The sequence below is a fragment of the Streptococcus sp. oral taxon 058 str. F0407 genome, from assembly GCF_000235485.1.
Taxonomy (GTDB): domain Bacteria; phylum Bacillota; class Bacilli; order Lactobacillales; family Streptococcaceae; genus Streptococcus.
Genome location: NZ_JH378888.1, coordinates 384,900 through 403,605 on the forward strand (window position 1 = coordinate 384,900; position 18,706 = coordinate 403,605).

Annotated in this window: 13 protein-coding genes and 1 pseudogene; 4 read left to right on the forward strand and 10 right to left on the reverse strand. The window is 40.3% G+C overall.

Annotation, left to right across the window (positions count from 1 at the left end):
- Positions 1 to 27: 27 nt before the first annotated feature.
- The 5 genes from HMPREF9184_RS06380 to HMPREF9184_RS06400 form a co-directional block, all read right to left on the reverse strand.
- A complete protein-coding gene (locus HMPREF9184_RS06380; RefSeq protein ID WP_000731452.1) occupies positions 28 to 3,075 on the reverse strand; it encodes a pneumococcal-type histidine triad protein in 3,048 nt (1,015 codons plus the stop codon).
- Positions 3,076 to 3,088: 13 nt separating this feature from the next.
- A complete protein-coding gene (locus tag HMPREF9184_RS06385; RefSeq protein WP_000747423.1) occupies positions 3,089 to 4,006 on the reverse strand; it encodes a metal ABC transporter solute-binding protein, Zn/Mn family in 918 nt (305 codons plus the stop codon).
- A 197-nt stretch (positions 4,007 to 4,203) separates the two neighbouring features.
- The gene (locus HMPREF9184_RS06390) at positions 4,204 to 6,726 is read right to left on the reverse strand and encodes a pneumococcal-type histidine triad protein (protein ID WP_000867582.1); all 2,523 of its coding nucleotides are present in this window, start codon (positions 6,724 to 6,726) and stop codon (positions 4,204 to 4,206) included.
- A 253-nt stretch (positions 6,727 to 6,979) separates the two neighbouring features.
- Positions 6,980 to 8,713 carry a phosphoenolpyruvate--protein phosphotransferase gene (gene ptsP, locus HMPREF9184_RS06395; RefSeq protein ID WP_033585964.1) on the reverse strand — a complete coding sequence of 578 codons (1,734 nt, stop codon included), beginning with the start codon at positions 8,711 to 8,713 and terminating at the stop codon, positions 6,980 to 6,982.
- Between the two features lie 4 nt (positions 8,714 to 8,717).
- The gene (locus HMPREF9184_RS06400; RefSeq protein WP_000146947.1) at positions 8,718 to 8,981 is read right to left on the reverse strand and encodes a phosphocarrier protein HPr; all 264 of its coding nucleotides are present in this window, start codon (positions 8,979 to 8,981) and stop codon (positions 8,718 to 8,720) included.
- 361 nt (positions 8,982 to 9,342) lie between these two features.
- On the opposite strand from HMPREF9184_RS06400, the gene nrdH reads away from it, so the two are divergent.
- From nrdH to HMPREF9184_RS06420, 4 genes are all read left to right on the forward strand, one after another.
- A complete protein-coding gene (nrdH, locus tag HMPREF9184_RS06405; RefSeq protein WP_000259240.1) occupies positions 9,343 to 9,561 on the forward strand; it encodes a glutaredoxin-like protein NrdH in 219 nt (72 codons plus the stop codon).
- Positions 9,562 to 9,642: 81 nt separating this feature from the next.
- Positions 9,643 to 11,802: a class 1b ribonucleoside-diphosphate reductase subunit alpha gene (gene nrdE / locus HMPREF9184_RS06410; protein ID WP_000523234.1), complete on the forward strand. Its 2,160-nt coding sequence runs from the start codon at positions 9,643 to 9,645 to the stop codon at positions 11,800 to 11,802.
- Between the two features lie 171 nt (positions 11,803 to 11,973).
- Entirely contained in the window at positions 11,974 to 12,936 is a 963-nt protein-coding gene (nrdF, locus tag HMPREF9184_RS06415; protein WP_000451381.1) for a class 1b ribonucleoside-diphosphate reductase subunit beta, read from the forward strand.
- Between the two features lie 139 nt (positions 12,937 to 13,075).
- Positions 13,076 to 13,843: a DeoR/GlpR family DNA-binding transcription regulator gene (locus HMPREF9184_RS06420; RefSeq protein WP_000917590.1), complete on the forward strand. Its 768-nt coding sequence runs from the start codon at positions 13,076 to 13,078 to the stop codon at positions 13,841 to 13,843.
- A 39-nt stretch (positions 13,844 to 13,882) separates the two neighbouring features.
- Here the strand turns inward: HMPREF9184_RS06420 and lacG are convergent, their stop codons facing one another.
- The 5 genes and pseudogenes from lacG to HMPREF9184_RS09965 all read right to left on the reverse strand — a co-directional run.
- The gene (lacG, locus tag HMPREF9184_RS06425; RefSeq protein ID WP_000169300.1) at positions 13,883 to 15,289 is read right to left on the reverse strand and encodes a 6-phospho-beta-galactosidase; all 1,407 of its coding nucleotides are present in this window, start codon (positions 15,287 to 15,289) and stop codon (positions 13,883 to 13,885) included.
- A gap of 84 nt (positions 15,290 to 15,373) precedes the next feature.
- Entirely contained in the window at positions 15,374 to 17,068 is a 1,695-nt protein-coding gene (locus tag HMPREF9184_RS06430) for a lactose-specific PTS transporter subunit EIIC (RefSeq protein ID WP_001037489.1), read from the reverse strand.
- Entirely contained in the window at positions 17,068 to 17,385 is a 318-nt protein-coding gene (locus HMPREF9184_RS06435) for a PTS lactose/cellobiose transporter subunit IIA (RefSeq protein WP_001078328.1), read from the reverse strand. The genes HMPREF9184_RS06430 and HMPREF9184_RS06435 overlap by 1 nt, the downstream gene beginning before the upstream one ends.
- A gap of 35 nt (positions 17,386 to 17,420) precedes the next feature.
- Complete coding sequence (locus HMPREF9184_RS06440) at positions 17,421 to 18,257, reverse strand: PRD domain-containing protein (protein ID WP_000285732.1); 837 nt, start codon at positions 18,255 to 18,257, stop codon at positions 17,421 to 17,423.
- Positions 18,258 to 18,494: 237 nt separating this feature from the next.
- Positions 18,495 to 18,706 (reverse strand): annotated as a pseudogene (locus HMPREF9184_RS09965) (tagatose-bisphosphate aldolase); the annotation flags it as partial.

The following is an 18,706-nucleotide window of genomic DNA, read 5'->3' on the forward strand; positions in this document are numbered from 1 at the left end:
GGTAGCTCAGCTACTTCGCCTTTCTTTTTATTCGTTTGGTTGAGTACTTGAGTCAGACTCACTTTGCTCTTGCTTTTCGCTTGTTTGAGAAGCAGCTGTTTCACTGCCTTTCTCAGACTTAGATTGGTTAGCAGTTTCACTTGATTTTGAACGGAGTTCCTGGTTCAAGCTAATAATCTCTTTAGCTAGAGTGAGGAGACCTTCTTTATCACTACTTTTGGCTGCGAGTTGATCAAATAGGGCATCAACACGTTCAAAGTCAGCATCGGATCCTTTGTTATCTTCCAAGTACTTGTGAAGAGAGAGCAAGACATTATAAAGTTTTTGATAGATGATCACCGTTTGTGGATCTTGTTCTGCCTGTTTTTCTTCTCGTTGGATAGTTGTTGCAATGCGGTTCAAAAGTTCCTCAAGCTGTGTTTTTGCTTCATCAAAATCTGCATTTTCTTTTTCTGCGGCTGCTTTGATATTGGCTGCTTCTTCAGCTAGGGATTGTTTGACACCGTCTTCTTTGACACGCGCTAGGAGTTGGTCAACTTTGGTTAAGAGAGCATCCACTTCTCCCTTTTTGACCTGGCTAACCCGCTCTTCTGGCATAAAATCACCGTAGAGTTCTTTTAGGAATTCATAGATAGCTGTCTTAGCAGTTTGGCTGTCCACTTTTTCCGTATCCAGAATGGTTTTGCCGGCTTTTGTAGAAACTGGTTCGTCTTTGAGAGCTTCTTCCACTTCTAGTTTAGTTTGGTAGATGGTTGGGAATAACTTGTTTAAGTCGGTTGCTTTGAGGAAAGATTGCGACTGGTAAAGTTCCCAAGTCAGCTTGGCAACACGATTCCGAAGTTCTTCTCTGAGACGGCCATCAGATACATGTTCGTAGAAGTACTTGATGTACTCTACTGTTGTAACTCCTGTACGATCGCGGAAATCTTGCAAGGCTTGCAGTTTCGCTTCAATCGCATCCAACTCTGTTTCATCTTGTGCTAGTTTCGCATCTTGCAAATGAAGCAAGAGATCCTTCTTAGGCAAACCATAAGTATCTGTATCCAGTGTATTGATCTTATCTACAAGGGCTTGGTATTTCTTGTCCAAAGGTGATGTTTCAACTGGAGACACACTGTGATCCACATGGATATATTGCTTATCAAAGAGATCCAAGGCTGCTAGGTAACCAGCAGTTGAGTTGGTTGCCAGTTTTTTCATGTTCTCGGTAAATTGACCCAAAGCAAGTTCAACCCGTCTCTGCATAATAGGTTGGTCTTTGTAGAGACTTCTGCTATCTGCTAACAGTTGATCAACTTTAGAAAGAACAGTCTGCTCGTCAAAAGCTCCAGGCTGGTAGCTTGATTGTAAAGTAGGAATCTTGTTCTTTAAGGCTACTTCATAGCCCTTTGTCTGAACCTTAATGTAGTGATTGTGATCACCATGTGGAATGACAAAACTACCATTTTCAACCTGCAAACTATAAGGAGACACATTGTCGCGTAGGGCAGTAGTATAAAGTTCATTTAAGAAATCAAGTTCAGGATCACCTGTCTGCAGCGGTATACGAACATGTTCTTTTCGTACTGCATAGGGATGAATATGAGTAGGATCATAGGCTTGATCCGGATTTCCAAAGACAAAGAATCCATTTGAAATACGAATCGCTTCAAGCGGTACTCCGTAGGTCTGTGAGATATACTTGATTTTTTCTTCATCGCTAGCATCTCTCGAGAAACTTTCCACAGTCTTGGCGAGTGGTTGAACAGGCTCAGACTGATGATTTTCTTTCAAGTGGTTTTGGGCGGCTTTAATTTGAGCATCAGTCAAGTCCTTCTTAAAGAAATAATGAGCGTGATCTCCATGAGAAACTACAAAACCTTGCTCATCCTCACTGATAACGCGTTCAGCTGCAAAGTCGTGATCATGCTCTTCGTCATGATGGTGATCATGGTTCTCTCCATCGTGGTCATGATCTTTATGCTTGGTCCCCTGACTTCCATGGTCACCGTCTTGGTCATGATGATGGTCTTGCTGATCAGGATGTTCTACTGGTTTACTTGGATTTTCCAAAGGTGCTGGTTTCCCACTGTCGCTAGATAAAGGAATCATACGTGCAATCTTTTCTTCCAAGGCAGAAAGTTTTGTATATGGGATGAAATGATAGTGATTTCCGTGTGGAATCGCTACGCCACTTGCTGTTCTGCTCGAAATCTTAGCAGGGTCAAAAATCAAGCCATCTGATTCAGCATAACGTTGACTACTTGGAAGAGCATAGAGTTGCTGCAATAGAGTTTGTAAGCTCTCTTCTGGATTGCTTGGTGTTTCAGCTTCTTGACTCAGATTGCTAGTTTGACTAGTTGTGTTTGGACTCGGACGATAGTCAGTCACACTTGCTTGTTTTCTAGTTCCAGAGAGGTAGGCTTGGGCAGCTGCCAATTCGCTAGCAGACAAGGAGCTCTTTGGAATATAGTGGTAATGTCCACCATGAGGGACAATATAAGCATCACCAGTATCCTCGATAATATCAGACGGATTAAAGATGTAGCCGTCATCTGTAGTATAACGACCTTGAGATTGAGCAAGCGCCACTGCACTGTTAGAAGTTGGTGCATCATGAGTATGACCTTGTTTTTGGCGCTCAATTTCGTCCTTCGTACGAATATTATCAGCATGAGCCGCATCTTTAAGGTAGACATAATACTTGCCATCAACCTTGATAATGTAGCCACCTTTGATTTCATTGACAATATCAGCATCTTTCAGTTGATAATTAGCATCTTTCATCAACAGTTCTTCGCTGAAAATCGCGTCAAAAGGAACTTTACCATTGTAATAATGGAAATGATCACCGTGTGAAGTCACATAACCTTGATCTGTGATTTTCACAACAATTTGTTCAGCCTGAATGTCTTCTTTTTTGCTAACTTGATCTGGTGTCTGATTCTCTGTTTTTTGAGAGTCTTGCTTCCCATCGACATAAGACACACGGTTATTATCTTTGTTTTCTTCTACCTGGTGTTGGTTCAATGCATAGATGCAAAGGCTTAGGGAAAGGACAAGAGCCGATCCTGCTGCAAGGTATTTCTTCTTCATTTTCATCATCTCCTCATTTTAATTCTTCTGCAAGAACATTCATGTTTTCTTCTAGATTTTCTAAGTAAGTTTTATCATTTTCAGGATCTGCTTCTAAAGGATTGAGTGTCTTTAGGCTAACTCCTGTTGATTTGACCAAGGTCTCAGCGACTTTAGAAGAAGCATTGCTCTCAGTAAAGATGGTTTTAACCTTATAGGTCTTAACGAATTCTTGAATTTCTGTTAGTTGTCTCGGACTTGGCTCTTGTTCAGGGGAAATCCCTGCTATACCAAGTTGTTTCAATCCAAAGCGTTTAGCGAGATAAGAAAAGGCTGTGTGTTGTGTAACAAAAGTCTTTTGACTCGCTTTTTCAAAAATAGGCTGGTACTTCTTAGTCAATTCTTGGGCTTTAGCGATAAAGTTTTTGGCATTCTTTTGATACGCTTCCTTATTGGCACTGTCAATCTCCGAAAGTTTGTCAGCGATAATCTGTGCCTCTTCACCTGCTTTTTCTGGATCTAACCAAGTGTGAGGGTCGTAGAGTGTTTTTTCATCAATACCGTCACCAGCTTCAACATCTTCCAAACCTGGTACACGCTCCAATGTCATTCCTTCAGAAGCTTCTAAAACTTTAACTTTTGAGTTTTTCAAGTTAGGATCCAGACTTCCCGCCCAAGATTCGAGCGTATGAGAGTGGTAGACAAAGACATCCGCATCATAAATGGCAGCAATATCATTCGCGGAGGGTTCATATGAGTGAATCCCACTACTTGACTGAATCATCCGTACATCATTCAAGTCCTCCGATACCTCTTTGACCATGGCATAGATTGGGTAAAAACTTGTTACAATCTTCATTCCTTTTGCTTCTTGTTTTTCTTTTTGACCACATGCTCCTAATACAAGAACCAGCAGACTTGCCACTAATAATAGAAATGTTCTTTTTTTCATCATTACTCCTTAACTAGTATTTAACCATTTAATTAACTAGTAAATAGTTTATCTTTATTTACACTATATGTCAAGATATTTTACATATTTTCATGAAAAAAAATGAGAACTAGAACTCACATTCTGCTCTCATTTTGTGTTTTCTTCCTTTCTAGTTCTCCTATCCTGTTTTTAGGATCTAGAAAATGCTACTACCTTTACTTACTCTCCTTTAATAATGCCAACAACTTTTCAGCTTCAGCCATAATGGTATTGTTATCCCGAGCACCAAATAGCAGGTTATTTTTTAAGCCAGTGAGAGTTTCTTTGGCATTGGACTTGATAATGGGGTCTTGGATCTTTGCAAGTAGCTCTTCAGCCTCTCTCAACTTCGCTTCAACCTTTTCAGTCTCGACCTGAGGTTCTTCTGCTTCCTCTGGTGATTCTTCTTCCGGCTCCTCAGTTGGTTTTGGAGATTCTGGTTTCTCACTTTGAGGCTTCTCTTCGCGTGGCTTTTCTTCCTCAGGTTTGTTTGTCCGAGGTTTCTCCTCTGATGGTTTTTCCGTTTGATTGGTATCAGCTTGACCATTTTGGTTTCTTTGAACATGGTCACTTGCATTTCCCCAACCACTATCTGAATGCGGACGTTCGTTTGGATGTTCGACATAGTACTTGACAGTCGCAAAGAGATCTTCTAGAGTATACCCCTTAGGTGCCTCATAAAGTCCTTCGTCAAACCACTCAAATTTGATGTTATGGTAATGGTCATAATGAGGAATGATTAAACTACCGTTTTTGACTTCCACGGTATGTTGGAGATTGTAAGGCATACGATCAAGCGGCACCTTCTTAGTTGCTTTCACGCGGTTGTAGATAGCTTCTGCTCCTTTAGCCTCCGTATTTCCTGGATACTGATGGTCTGTTGAAGAAGGAGTCAAACCTTTCTCTTTAGCATAAGCTTGGGCTGCCGCTCTTTCGGCTTCAGACAAACTATCTTTTTTAATCCAATGACTATGGGTCATATGTGGAGTTACATAGGCATCCCCCTCATCACTGGTGATATCACGAGGATCAAAGATATATCCATCTTCTGTTGTATACTTGCCTGCCAACTTAGCTACCTGAATCTCATCATCTGTGTAAGCAATTTGCGCATTTGGTTTTCCTAAACGTTCTGGATGACGAATCAGTGCTAGGAAGGCCAGAATATCATCCACCAACTTGACTTTATCACTTGAGGTATCATTGAGACGTTCCAACAGTTTATCCAAAGTGTCAAAATCAGCTTGGCGCCCTTTATTATCAAGTAAGTCTTGATGAACTCTTGCTAGTAAATCATAAGCCCTATTGTAAAATTCTCGGTCACTAGATGGGAGATCAGTTTTCTTAGCTTCTAGCACATGAGAATAACTTTCCTGCTTGGCCAGTTTGCTATCAATAGCTGCTGCTGTTTCTGCTGAAAGTTCCTTTGCTGGGATATAGCGAGAGTTGCCATTCTCCTCAAAGACATAGCCATCAGCTACTTTTCGAACCGCTTCTTTGATCAATTTTTCATCAATTGGATTGCTTGGAGCTGGTTGAGGATTTGGTGCAGGTTGTGGAGTTGGACTAGGTTCTGGAGTCGGTTGTGGACTTGGTTCTTCTGGTCTTGAATCTGGTACCCAATGGTTCGAACGATAACGAAGAGGAATAATACGAGCAATTCGTTCTTCCAATTCAGACATTTGTTCATAAGGGATAAAGTGGTAATGGTTACCATGAGGGACAGCTACACCTCTGGCTGTGCGACTTGTGATTTGTGCTGGGTCGAAAACAAGACCATCAGATTCTACGTGTCGTTGCCTCAAAGGCAGTTTGTAGAGCTGTTTCAAAAGACTATCAATGTCATTACTTTGACTTGCTTGACTGTTAGTATTGCTGTTGTTGCTTGTGTTAGTATTGGTAGTTCCCTGATTGCTTACAGAAGGAACCCAGTTAGTTCTTGGGGTGCTATCGCTATTTTGTCGGCGATAGGTTCTTGAACTTGACAGATTGCCCCGACCAGATAGGAAGGCTTCTGCGGTAGCCAATTCGCTGGCTGATAACTCATTCTTGGGAATATAATGGTAATGATCGCCATGAGGAACAATATAAGCATCACCAGTATCCTCAATGATATCAGAGGCATTAAAGATGTAACCATCATCTGTAGTATAGCGTCCTTGTGAACGTGCCAAGGCTACCGCTCCATCGTTTGCTGAAGTTCCTCCTTCACGATGCTGACCATGCTCTTGTTTTTGTCGATTGATTTCTTCTTTCGTACGAACATTCTCTGCATGGGCTGCATCCTTAAGGTAGACATAGTACTTTCCATCTATCTTGATAACATAACCACCCTTGACCTCATTAACAATATCCTCATCTTTTAGCTTATAGTTTGGATCCTTCATGAGTAATTCTTCACTAAAAATCGCGTCATAAGGAACCTTACCATTGTAATAATGATAGTGGTCGCCATGTGAAGTGACATAGCCTTGGTCTGTTATCTTGATGACGATTTGCTCCGCATTGATTCCTTCACGCTTGCTAACCTCATCAGGAGTCAGATTCTCCGTTTTTTGCCTTGCTTGTTTTCCATCTATATAGGAAACACGATTATTTTCCTTAACCGTTCTGGCTTGATAAAGTCCCAACTCGTAAGAACAAACACTTAACATCAAAGCTGCCGCAGAACCAGCAAGGTATTTCTTATTAACTTTCATCAAAACTCTCTTTCTTTTTGATATTTCTTGTTGCAATTCATTTCTAAATTGCAGAAACTCCTTTCTATTACTTAACTGGTTAATAGTTTACTCCTAAATTTACAACTTGTCAAGAATTTTATGAACTGGTTAAGTATTTTTTATTCTGTCTCACTACTTTGTCTTCAAAAGGCTTCATATAAGCAGTTTACCATGATAATTCTTTAAAAAATATCAAAAAAATCCCTGCAACTGAGTTGCAAGGACTTTTCGATTAATCAAAATTAACGTATTCTTTTTGAAGTTCAAGAACTTCTTCCATTGTTGAGCATTCTGTAAGGGCACGATTTGCGTACTCTTCCATCTTAGCTGTGTCGAGTTTTTTCATCAAGCTGCGTGTACGAAGTACAGATGTTGCTGACATAGAGAACTCATCCAAGCCCATTCCGACAAGGAGTGGAACAGCTTGTTGATCACCAGCCATCTCACCACACATACCAGCCCATTTCCCTTCAGCGTGAGCCGCTTTGATAACGTTGTTGATCAAACGGAGGATTGATGGGTTATATGGTTGGTAAAGGTATGAAACTTGCTCGTTCATACGGTCTGCTGCCATTGTGTATTGGATTAAGTCGTTTGTACCAATTGAGAAGAAGTCAACTTCTTTAGCAAATTGGTCTGCAAGCATTGCTGCTGCTGGGATTTCGATCATGATACCAACTTGGATATTATCCGCAACTGCAACACCTTCAGCAAGAAGGTTTGCTTTTTCTTCGTCAAAGACTGCTTTAGCTGCACGGAATTCTTTCAAGAGCGCAACCATTGGGAACATGATACGCAATTGACCGTGAACTGATGCACGAAGAAGGGCACGGATTTGAGTGCGGAACATAGCATCTCCAGTCTCAGAGATAGAGATACGAAGGGCACGGAATCCAAGGAATGGGTTCATTTCGTGAGGCATATCGAAGTAAGGAAGCTCCTTATCTCCACCGATATCCATTGTACGAACGACAACTGGTTTACCGTTCATTCCTTCAAGAACAGCCTTGTATGCTTCGTACTGCTCGTCTTCTGTTGGGAAGTCTTGAGAATCCATGTACAAGAATTCTGTACGGTAAAGTCCAACAGCTTCAGCACCGTTGTCATTTACACCTTCAACGTCTTTTGGAGTACCGATGTTGGCAGCCAATTCGAAGTGTTTGCCATCAGCTGTCACTGTTTTGGCATCTTTCAAAAGTGCCCATTCAGCTTTTTGCTTAGCATAAGCTTCACCAGCGGCCTTGAATTCTGCCGCTTGCTCATCAGTTGGGTTGATAATCACTTCACCAGTGATACCGTTAACAGCAAGGATATCACCATCTTTAACAATTTCAGTGATGTTGTTTGTACCTAATACTGCCGCGATTTCAAGTGTACGCGCCATGATAGCTGAGTGGCTTGTACGTCCACCAATGTTGGTTACAAAAGCTTTTACAAAGTTTTTGTCCAATTGAGCTGTATCTGAAGGAGTCAAGTCATGCGCAATCACGATCACTTCTTCATTGATAGAAGCTGGGTTTGGCAATTTTTTACCAAGAAGATTTGCCAATACACGTTTTGTCACGTCGCGGATATCCGCTGCACGTTCTTGCATGTATGGGTTGTCTTCCATACCCTCAAAGATAGTGATAAACATGTCTGTCACTTCTTTCAGACCTGCTTCCGCATTCACTTTCTTAGCACGAATTGTTTCTTTGATTTGACTAATCATTTCTGGGTCAGCAAGAACCATTAAGTGAGCGTCAAATACTTGAGCAGCTTCTTCACCTAGCGTACCTACTGCTTTCTCACGAATAACAGAAAGCTCGTCTTGTGATGCTTTTAGAGCGACATCAAGGCGAGCTTCTTCTGCGTTTGTATCTTCGACTGTAACAGTCTCAAATGACAAATCCGGTTGAACGAGTAGATATGCTTTTGCAACTGCAACACCGTCTGATGCTGCGATTCCTTTAAGCATTTCTGTCATTTCCTTATGCCAATCCTTCTTTTTCCATTGTTTCTGAGATAGCAGCAATTGCATCGTCAGCATCTGCACCTTCAGCTGAAATTGTAACGTCAGCGCCTTGGCCAACACCAAGACTCATAACACCCATGATAGATTTAAGGTTTACTGATTTACCTTTGTACTCAAGAGTGATATCTGAAGCAAATTTGCTAGCTGTTTGTACCAACAATGTTGCTGGACGTGCGTGGATACCTGTTTCTGCCACTACGTGGAAATCTTTAGAAGCCATAGTTTGACTCTCCTTTAAGTGTTTTCTATTTGAGTTATAAGTGATAACCCTTACAATAGTGTATTATATCACCTTCAAGATAATTTTTCAAGTATTTTATGGACTTTCTTCAATTTCCTTTCAGATAACTTGCTGAAAATCTTCTATATAAATTACCAACATACAGGATATAGTTTTGAGTTTTCATCAGTCTTTGATAGGTCAATGAAAACGCAATCTTTACCATTAGCCTCATACTATATATAGTGTCCTGGTTTTAAATATTTTTATTCAAAACACAATATTTAGTCAAAATTGTTTGACAAAGTTTTTTTTTCTGATATACTAAGATAGTATTAAATTTTGAAGAGGAGTTACAAAAATGGTAACCGTTTATTCTAAAAATAACTGTGTCCAATGTAAAATGACCAAACGTTTCTTGGATAGTAACAATGTCGCTTATCGTGAGATCAATCTCGACGAGCAACCTGAGTATATCGATCAAGTTAAAGAGCTCGGTTTCAGTGCTGCTCCTGTTATCCAAACACCAACTGAAGTCTTTTCAGGCTTCCAACCAGGAAAACTGAAACAATTAGCATAATCTTAGTACATCATCCAGAAGAAACTCGCTTCTAGGGCTAACTTAGAAGCCTTTCTTTTGTAGTTAGATAAGGGAAATTTTATGGGATTAAAACATCTTGAGGACGTAACTTACTTCCGTCTCAATAACGAAATCAACCGTCCTGTTAATGGACAAATCATGCTTCATAAAGATAAGGATGCCTTGGATGCCTTCTTTAAAGAAAATGTGGTTCCAAATACCATGGTTTTTGATTCAATCACTGATAAAATCAACTACCTCATTGAACATAACTATATCGAAACTGCATTTCTCAAGAAGTACCGTCCAGAGTTTTTGGAAGAATTGCACCAATTTATCAAAGACCAAAACTTCCAATTCAAGTCATTCATGGCTGCCTATAAATTTTACAACCAGTACGCCTTGAAGACTAATGATGGGGAATATTACCTTGAAAGTATGGAAGACCGCGTCTTCTTTAATGCGCTTTATTTTGCAGACGGGGATGAGGCGATTGCGACTGATATTGCCAATGAAATCATCCACCAACGCTACCAACCAGCTACTCCTTCCTTCTTGAATGCTGGTCGCGCCCGTCGTGGGGAGTTGGTATCTTGTTTCTTGATTCAGGTCACAGATGATATGAACTCTATCGGACGTTCTATCAACTCAGCTCTTCAACTTTCACGTATCGGTGGTGGTGTGGGAATTTCCCTCAGCAACCTTCGTGAAGCTGGAGCTCCTATCAAAGGTTATGAAGGAGCAGCGTCTGGTGTCGTGCCAGTTATGAAGCTTTTTGAGGACAGCTTCTCTTACTCAAACCAATTGGGGCAACGTCAAGGTGCTGGGGTTGTCTACCTCAATGTCTTTCACCCAGATATCATCGCTTTCCTTTCAACTAAGAAAGAAAATGCCGATGAAAAAGTTCGTGTGAAGACTCTTTCACTTGGTGTTGTGGTACCCGATAAATTCTACGAATTGGCTCGCAAAAATGAAGAAATGTACCTCTTCAGCCCATACTCTGTAGAGCTTGAATATGGTGTGCCATTTAACTACATCGACATCACTGAAAAATACGATGAATTGGTCGCAAATCCAAACATCCGCAAGACAAAAATCAAGGCGCGTGATTTGGAAACTGAAATCTCTAAATTGCAACAAGAGTCTGGCTATCCCTATGTGGTCAACATTGATACAGCTAACCGTGCAAATCCTATTGATGGTAAGATTATCATGAGTAACTTGTGTTCTGAGATTCTTCAAGTTCAAGAACCAAGTTTGATCAACGATGCTCAAGAATTCCTTCAAATGGGAACGGACGTTTCATGTAACCTTGGTTCAACTAACGTTGTCAACATGATGACCTCACCTGACTTTGGTCGTTCTATCCGTGCAATGGTACGTGCTCTTACTTTCGTTACAGATAGTTCGCACATCGTGGCTGTTCCTACTATTGACCACGGAAATAGTTTGGCTCACACCTTTGGTCTTGGTGCCATGGGACTTCATAGTTACCTTGCCCAACAACTGATCGAATATGGATCACCTGAGTCAGTAGAATTTACAAGCATCTACTTTATGCTTATGAACTACTGGACTTTAGTTGAGTCAAACAATATTGCGCGTGAACGTGGTATCACCTTCCACAATTTTGAAAAATCAGACTATGCTAACGGAAGCTACTTCGATAAGTATGTGACAGGTGAATTTGTTCCAAAATCAGACCGTGTCAAAGAGCTCTTCAAAGACGTCTTTATTCCAAGTGCTGCTGACTGGGCTGAACTTCGCGAAAAGGTTCAAGCAGATGGACTTTATCACCAAAACCGTCTTGCTGTAGCACCAAACGGTTCTATCAGTTACATCAACGACGTTTCTGCTTCTATCCACCCGATTACGCAACGTATCGAAGAACGCCAAGAGAAGAAAATCGGTAAAATCTACTATCCAGCTGCGGGCTTGTCAACAGAAACCATTCCTTACTACACTTCTGCTTATGACATGGATATGCGTAAGGTGATTGATGTTTACGCTGCTGCAACAGAGCATGTGGACCAAGGACTTTCACTCACCCTCTTCATGCGTAGTGATATTCCAAAAGGCCTTTACGAATGGAAGAAAGAAAACAAACAAACGACACGTGACTTGTCTATCCTTCGTAACTATGCCTTTAACAAGGGAATCAAATCAATTTACTACGTCCGTACCTTTACAGACGACGGTGGAGAAGTCGGTGCTAACCAATGTGAAAGCTGTGTGATTTAATGGAAAAAATTTTTACTACTTGTTTAAATAGTAAATGGGAGCCACTTTACGCTATACTCATAACATTTATTGCTTGCTCCGCAATAAAAAAATATGATACCATTGAAATAGGTTCTATAAAACTAAGCAAAGCTGCATAATAATTACTATTACATTGGAGAAATACACCTTATGGAAACTTACTACAAAGCCATTAACTGGAATGCCATCGAAGATGTCATCGACAAATCAACTTGGGAGAAATTGACGGAGCAATTCTGGCTCGATACTCGTATCCCCTTGTCAAATGACCTTGACGACTGGAGAAAACTATCAAACAAAGAAAAAGACTTGGTAGGAAAAGTCTTTGGTGGTTTAACGCTTCTTGATACCATGCAATCAGAAACTGGTGTTCAGGCTCTTCGTTCAGACATCCGTACACCACATGAAGAAGCTGTTTTTAACAACATCCAATTTATGGAATCTGTCCACGCAAAATCCTATTCTTCTATCTTTTCAACCTTGAATACCAAGGCTGAAATCGAAGAAATCTTTGAATGGACCAACACTAACCCCTACCTACAAAGAAAAGCAGAGATTATCAATGAAATCTACCTCAATGGTACGCCTCTTGAAAAGAAAGTTGCCAGCGTTTTCCTTGAAACCTTCCTCTTCTACTCTGGTTTCTTTACACCCCTCTACTATCTCGGTAACAACAAACTGGCCAACGTTGCGGAAATCATCAAACTGATCATCCGTGATGAGTCTGTTCACGGAACTTACATTGGTTACAAATTCCAACTTGGTTTTAACGAATTGCCTGAAGAAGAGCAAGAAAAACTCAAAGAATGGATGTACGACTTGCTCTACACTCTTTATGAAAACGAAGAAGGCTATACTGAAAGTCTCTATGACGGTGTTGGTTGGACCGAAGAAGTTAAAACCTTCCTTCGCTACAATGCCAATAAGGCCCTTATGAACCTAGGACAAGATCCACTCTTCCCAGATTCATCTGATGATGTCAATCCTATCGTTATGAACGGTATTTCAACAGGAACTTCTAACCACGACTTCTTCTCCCAAGTCGGAAATGGTTACCTCCTTGGTGAAGTTGAAGCCATGCAAGACGAGGATTACAACTACGGTTTAGACTAATTTGACCAATCATTCAAAATATCATGGTTTGTTTAAAACAACCATGGTATTTTTGTTTTTGTTTTATTTTGTTTTTTTCTATTTGATTGATTGAGCGTTTTATGGTAAGATAATAATAGTAGAAATCGAGGTGATAAGGATGCTAAAGCAAGAAAAACTAGATAGTATTCTAGAATCAGTAAACGCAAAAGGTACTATTACTGTAAAAGAGATTATGGAGAGTCTTGATGTGTCAGATATGACCGCTCGCCGCTATTTACAAGAACTAGCAGATAAGGATTTGTTGGTCCGTGTGCATGGTGGGGCAGAAAAACTTCGTACAGGTTCTCTCTTAAACAATGAACGGTCAAACGTTGAAAAACAAGGCTTGCAGATTGCTGAAAAACAAGAAATTAGTCGTTTTGCAGGTCATTTGATTGACGAAGGAGAAACCATTTTTATCGGCCCAGGAACGACCTTGGAGTGTTTTGCTCGTGAACTTCCTATCGATAATATTCGTGTTGTAACAAACAGTCTTCCTGTTTTTCTTATCCTAAACGAACGAAAACTAACAGATTTGATTTTGATTGGTGGAAATTATCGCTCTATCACTGGTGCTTTTGTAGGGACACTTACCTTACAGGATTTGACCAACCTTCAGTTTTCTAAGGCTTTTGTTAGCTGTAATGGTATTAAGGATAAGGCTATTGCCACCTTTAGTGAAGAAGAGGGCGAAGCTCAACGAATCGCCTTGAACAATGCCAATAAAAAATACTTACTGGCAGACCACAGTAAGTTTAATAAGTTTGATTTTTACACTTTTTACAATATCTCAGAGATTGATACCATCGTTTCAGATTCTAAACTGAGTCAGGAAACATTTGAAGACCTGTCAAAACAAACAACCATTCTTTTATCAAAACCATAAAAATTCCCCTACCTTTTGGTGGGGAATTTTTGTTGAATTTTATTCAATAAGTTGTGTCTCAACTAGTTTCTTGTACCAATGAGCCGATTTCTTTGGATAACGCTCCTGCGTCTCAAAATCTACATAGAAGAGACCGTAACGCTTTTCGTAACCATTTGACCAAGAAAAGACATCCATCAGCGACCAGATAAAGTAGCCTTTGACATTGGCTCCATCGGAGATGGCACCTGAAATCACTTCCATGTGTTTCTTAACATAATCAATCCGTCCATCATCATAGACTGTCCCATCCACAAACTCATCTTTGTATCCAAGACCATTCTCAGTGATGTAGATTTTCTTGTAGTTCGGATAATCTTTCTTCACGCGCATGATTTGATCATATAAACCTTGAGGATAGATAATCCAGTCCCAATCTGTGCGCGGTACATAATCAGGAGCTACACGGCGTCCGACTCCCTTAATCTGATATTTAGAGCTTCCTTTTTCACCCTTACCATTGTGAATGATTTCTGTTTCGCCATCAAAGGCTTGCATCCAATCACTCATATAGTAGTTAATACCAAGGAAGTCATTCAAGTCTTTTGCTGCTTCTAATGCAGCGAAATCTTCTTCACGCAGATCTAAGCTACCACCATTGACTGCTAGGATATGGTCGACACCTTCCATGGTTTCTTCGGAATATCGCCCTAAATAAGTCGCGTCTAGGATAAACTTGTTATGGATAATATCTTCTAACTCAGCTGCACGGACATCTGCAGGATTTTCAGGATCCAGAGGATACTTGGTAGGCAGGGCATGAACCACACCAATTTCACCTTTATAACCCTTGTCCTTGAAAAGTTTTACTGCACGCGCATGTGAAACCATCATATTGTGATGAGATTGGAAGACTTTGGCAAGATCATATTGAATACCTGGAGGAAATTTCCCAACCAAATACTGGCCATCTCCTATCGGCCCAATTTCATTAAAGGTTGTCCAATAATTGACTTCTGGAAATTCTTCAAAACAGAAAGCCGCGTAGTCTACAAAGTGTTCAATGTTTTCACGGTTTAAGAAGTCTCCATTTGAATGTAGAGCTTCTGGCGTATCAAAGTGATGAAGAGTTACAAAGGGCTCAACATGTCGTTTGTGGCACTCTGCAAATAGATTATGATAGAACTCAACTCCCTTATCATTGACTTTCCCGTAACCAGTTGGAAAGATACGTGACCAAGCGATTGAAATACGGATACCATTGACACCATACTCTTCTGCTAGTTTGAGATCAACTGGGTATTTGTGGTAGAAATCACTGGCTGGTTCAGCAGTGTACCAGTAGTTATCTTTGAGGTATTTGTCCCAGGCGACTGGCCCTTTACCATCAGTATGTGTTGCACCTTCTGCTTGGTAGGCTGCTGTTGCTCCACCAAAAATAAAGTCTTTTGGAAGTGTTTTTGTCATTTGATTCACCTTTCAAGAAATAGAAATGAGATGGAGATAGAGTTGGGAGGAATTCCTCCATCTCACTTCTTCGCTATTTACCTTTTATTCTTCGAACTGCGCTTGAACAAAGGCAAGAGCGCCTTTTCCATCGCGAGTCAGTTTAATGTATTGCCCACCTTCTGTCTTGGCAAGTTTGATACCAAGCTTGTCGGTTTCGGCCTTCATGTCTTCAAAGTTTGAAGCAACTTGAGGAGCAAGGATAACCAGATCAAACTCAGGCAGCATTTCACGGTGAGCTCCATAGCCACCAGCTGCTGCTTTAACAGGAACCTTGTACTCCGCAGCTGCCTTGTTTAAAGCATTTGCAAGGAGGCCACTTGTTCCTCCACCTGCACAGAGAACGAGAACATTTGTTTCTTCTGTGATTGTGTTTTGCGCTGTTTCTACACCTGCTTTTTCAAGAATAGCATCTGCTTTGGCAGTATTGAAGTTTGCTGCTACTTTTTCTTTCAATTCATCATTGGCTTTACCTGAACGCTCTTCTTCAAGAATTTGTTCATCATAAACCTTGAGGAATGGATAGTAAATGGCTACGTCAACAAGGATTAACAAAGCAGCAAGTACAAATGACAAGAATTGGAAGTTTGTACCGAGAACAATACCGAGCGGACCTGGTGTTGTCCAAGGAAGGTTGGCAGTAAATGAGTTCATGCCAAGCGTTTCAATAAAGAATTTAAAGATCCATACGTTGGCAATTGGCGCAAAGATAAATGGAATAAAGAAAATCGGGTTCAAGACAAGTGGTGCACCAAACAAGATTGGTTCATTTACACCAAAGAAAGTTGGAACTACTGAAGCACGTCCGATTGCACGGTTTCGTTTTGATTTGGTCAACCACATGAACATGAATGGAACAACCAGTGTCGCACCAGTACCACCCATGGTAACGATAAACATTTGTGTACCAGAAGTAAGAATCTTGTCAGCGTGCATACCTTGTTGGAGAAGGTTCAAGTTGACTTCGGCATTTGCATAGGTAATAGCTGCGATTGCTGGTTCAACGATAGATGGACCATGGATACCAACAAACCAGAAGAAGGCAAAGGCACCAAAGATAATGGTAATACCTAGATAACCATCAGCAGCAGAGAATAATGGTGCAAAGAATTTACCGATTGATTCAGCTACGCTTGCACCAACAAAATGACGAGCTAGTAAATCAAGAGCATAAAGAGAAACCACTGATAGAGTGAATGGAATCACATCTTTAAAAACTTGTGAGATATTGGGTGGAACTTCGTCAGGCATACGAATGGTAACGTTGTTCTTAACACAGACCTTATAGATTGCTACGGTAACAAAGGCAGCAAGGAAGGCTGAAAGCAAACCTTTTGTCCCAAGGAAACCTGTCGCAAAGCCACCTTCAATCGGATCAGCTGCTAACATCAACAAACCAACAATCGCAGCCAAAAGTGTTGACATATAGTTGATTTGATTGGTTTTCTCCATGCTACGGTTTACTGAGTCCGTCAAAGACTTAGCTGTTGTACCAGCTACCAAGAGAGCCAAAATTCCCATTGAATAGCTGTAAGGTTTCATGAGGAGATTAACAACATCGTCAGACCATTTAAAACCCCATGAGTTTGGTACAAAAGCAATCAAGATAAAGATACTTGAGAAGAGAATAACAGGCATACCTGCAATGAAACCATCACGAATAGCACGAAGATAGATATTACGAGACAGTTTTTCAAAGAAAGGCTTCCCTTTCTCGATAAATGAAATTAGTTTGTTCATTACTTAACTCCTCTCTTGTAGAGTTCGATTAAATGGTGCATCAAATCTTTTAACAAGATTGTTGTCATCAAGTGGTCTTGGCCATGCATCATGGTTACACTATAAGCTAAGTCCTCACCTGAAGCTTCCTTAGTTAATAGACTTGTTTGCGCGTGGTGAGCCTCAGCGATGCAACCACCAGCTTCCTCTACGAGAGTATCAGCTTTCGCAAAATCACCAGCTTCAGCAGCCTTTAAAGCTTCCAATAGTTTTGAACGAGCATCGCCAGCATAGGCAACAATCTCAAAACCTAACAATGTTACTTCTTCTCTATTCATGATAGAATTCTCCTTATGTATTTTTAATTAAATTTTTATGACAATAAACGTTGGATATGTAGAACTAGATAAACTCGTTCACTTTTATACAAATCAAGACCCGTATGTTGCGTAATCACATCATAGATCTTGGAACCAATCTCGAACGCTTTTGGATAGGATTGTTTAATATGATCTTCCATATCCAGAAGTGATTGGTTATCATCTCTAGATCTGTCTAGATAATCCAAGAAATAATTCAAATGAATCATAAAACGATCATAGAAATGATTATTCTCTTTGGTTCGTTGAATTGCATAACCCTTTAGCACTTCTTCGACATTCCTGAGAATTTCTTTCCTCTTATCAATCGACTCAACCACTTGAACTTCATGCTCCCCTTCGGCATTGATGAAATGATAAGCGATCCGAATAATTTCATCCTCAGGGAAATGATCTGTCAACTTCTGACGATAGATTTCAAAGGCTTCCTTTGCGATTTGAAAAGCGACAGGATACTTAGTGGAAATATCTGGCAGATTACTATCCTTGTACCTTCCTTGTGCTAGAGCTTGGTAAGAGCAGTAAATATGATCTGTCAAGGTTACGTAGAGATACTCTTGAATCGGATAATGATATTTCTTTGATAGCTTATCAATGATTTCATAAGTCACTGTGATAAAATCAAGCGGAACATCTTTGAGGAGAGCCATAAAGTTTTCCCTAGACTCCTCTGTCTTCATCCGAAAGATTTTCTCAACTTGATCTTCAGAAATTAAATCCCCCTTCTTTTTCCCAAATGCAATCCCCTTACCAATCACAATCACTTCTTCTCCCTTATCATTTCTGACAAGAGAGACGTTGTGATTCATTGGATTTAGAATTCGATACATGGCAACCTCCTTTTATCTCTTAATGGTATATGAGTATAAAAAATGACCACAAATGAACTAGAAAATCTTTTGATTTCTAATTCACCTGTGATCATGCCTAATATTACTTAGTAACACTCACCTTGTATTAACTTGTGATTTAAGTATAGCACAAGTAAGTTTTTTTGTAAACCTTTACATTCAACTTTTTTTAAATTTTTTATTTAGATCAATGTTCCTAAGATTAGGGGGGAAAACTTATACACGTTCAGTCCATGAAGTCGCTGTTGTTTGAAGAACCTTGTTGAGTTCGTCAATGTTCTCAAATCCAGTTGTACGCAACCATTCACGAGCTGCTGCCTCACCATCTTTGATGTAGGCTTCAACTGATCCAGCCCAAGTTGCACGGCCGCAAAGAACTCCATTGAAGTTTGCGCCTGATTCGTGGGCAAAGACAAGGGTTTCTTGGA

Coding starts and splice junctions, on each gene's coding strand:
- HMPREF9184_RS06380 (WP_000731452.1), bottom strand. CDS start 3,075: ATGAAGAAGAAATACCTTGCAGCAGGATCGGCTCTTGTCCTTTCCCTA.
- nrdE (WP_000523234.1), top strand. CDS start 9,643: ATGGGATTAAAACATCTTGAGGACGTAACTTACTTCCGTCTCAATAAC.
- HMPREF9184_RS06385 (WP_000747423.1), bottom strand. CDS start 4,006: ATGAAAAAAAGAACATTTCTATTATTAGTGGCAAGTCTGCTGGTTCTT.
- HMPREF9184_RS06435 (WP_001078328.1), bottom strand. CDS start 17,385: ATGAATAGAGAAGAAGTAACATTGTTAGGTTTTGAGATTGTTGCCTAT.
- HMPREF9184_RS06420 (WP_000917590.1), top strand. CDS start 13,076: ATGCTAAAGCAAGAAAAACTAGATAGTATTCTAGAATCAGTAAACGCA.
- nrdF (WP_000451381.1), top strand. CDS start 11,974: ATGGAAACTTACTACAAAGCCATTAACTGGAATGCCATCGAAGATGTC.
- nrdH (WP_000259240.1), top strand. CDS start 9,343: ATGGTAACCGTTTATTCTAAAAATAACTGTGTCCAATGTAAAATGACC.
- HMPREF9184_RS06440 (WP_000285732.1), bottom strand. CDS start 18,257: ATGTATCGAATTCTAAATCCAATGAATCACAACGTCTCTCTTGTCAGA.
- ptsP (WP_033585964.1), bottom strand. CDS start 8,713: ATGACAGAAATGCTTAAAGGAATCGCAGCATCAGACGGTGTTGCAGTT.
- HMPREF9184_RS06430 (WP_001037489.1), bottom strand. CDS start 17,068: ATGAACAAACTAATTTCATTTATCGAGAAAGGGAAGCCTTTCTTTGAA.
- lacG (WP_000169300.1), bottom strand. CDS start 15,289: ATGACAAAAACACTTCCAAAAGACTTTATTTTTGGTGGAGCAACAGCA.
- HMPREF9184_RS06390 (WP_000867582.1), bottom strand. CDS start 6,726: ATGAAAGTTAATAAGAAATACCTTGCTGGTTCTGCGGCAGCTTTGATG.
- HMPREF9184_RS06400 (WP_000146947.1), bottom strand. CDS start 8,981: ATGGCTTCTAAAGATTTCCACGTAGTGGCAGAAACAGGTATCCACGCA.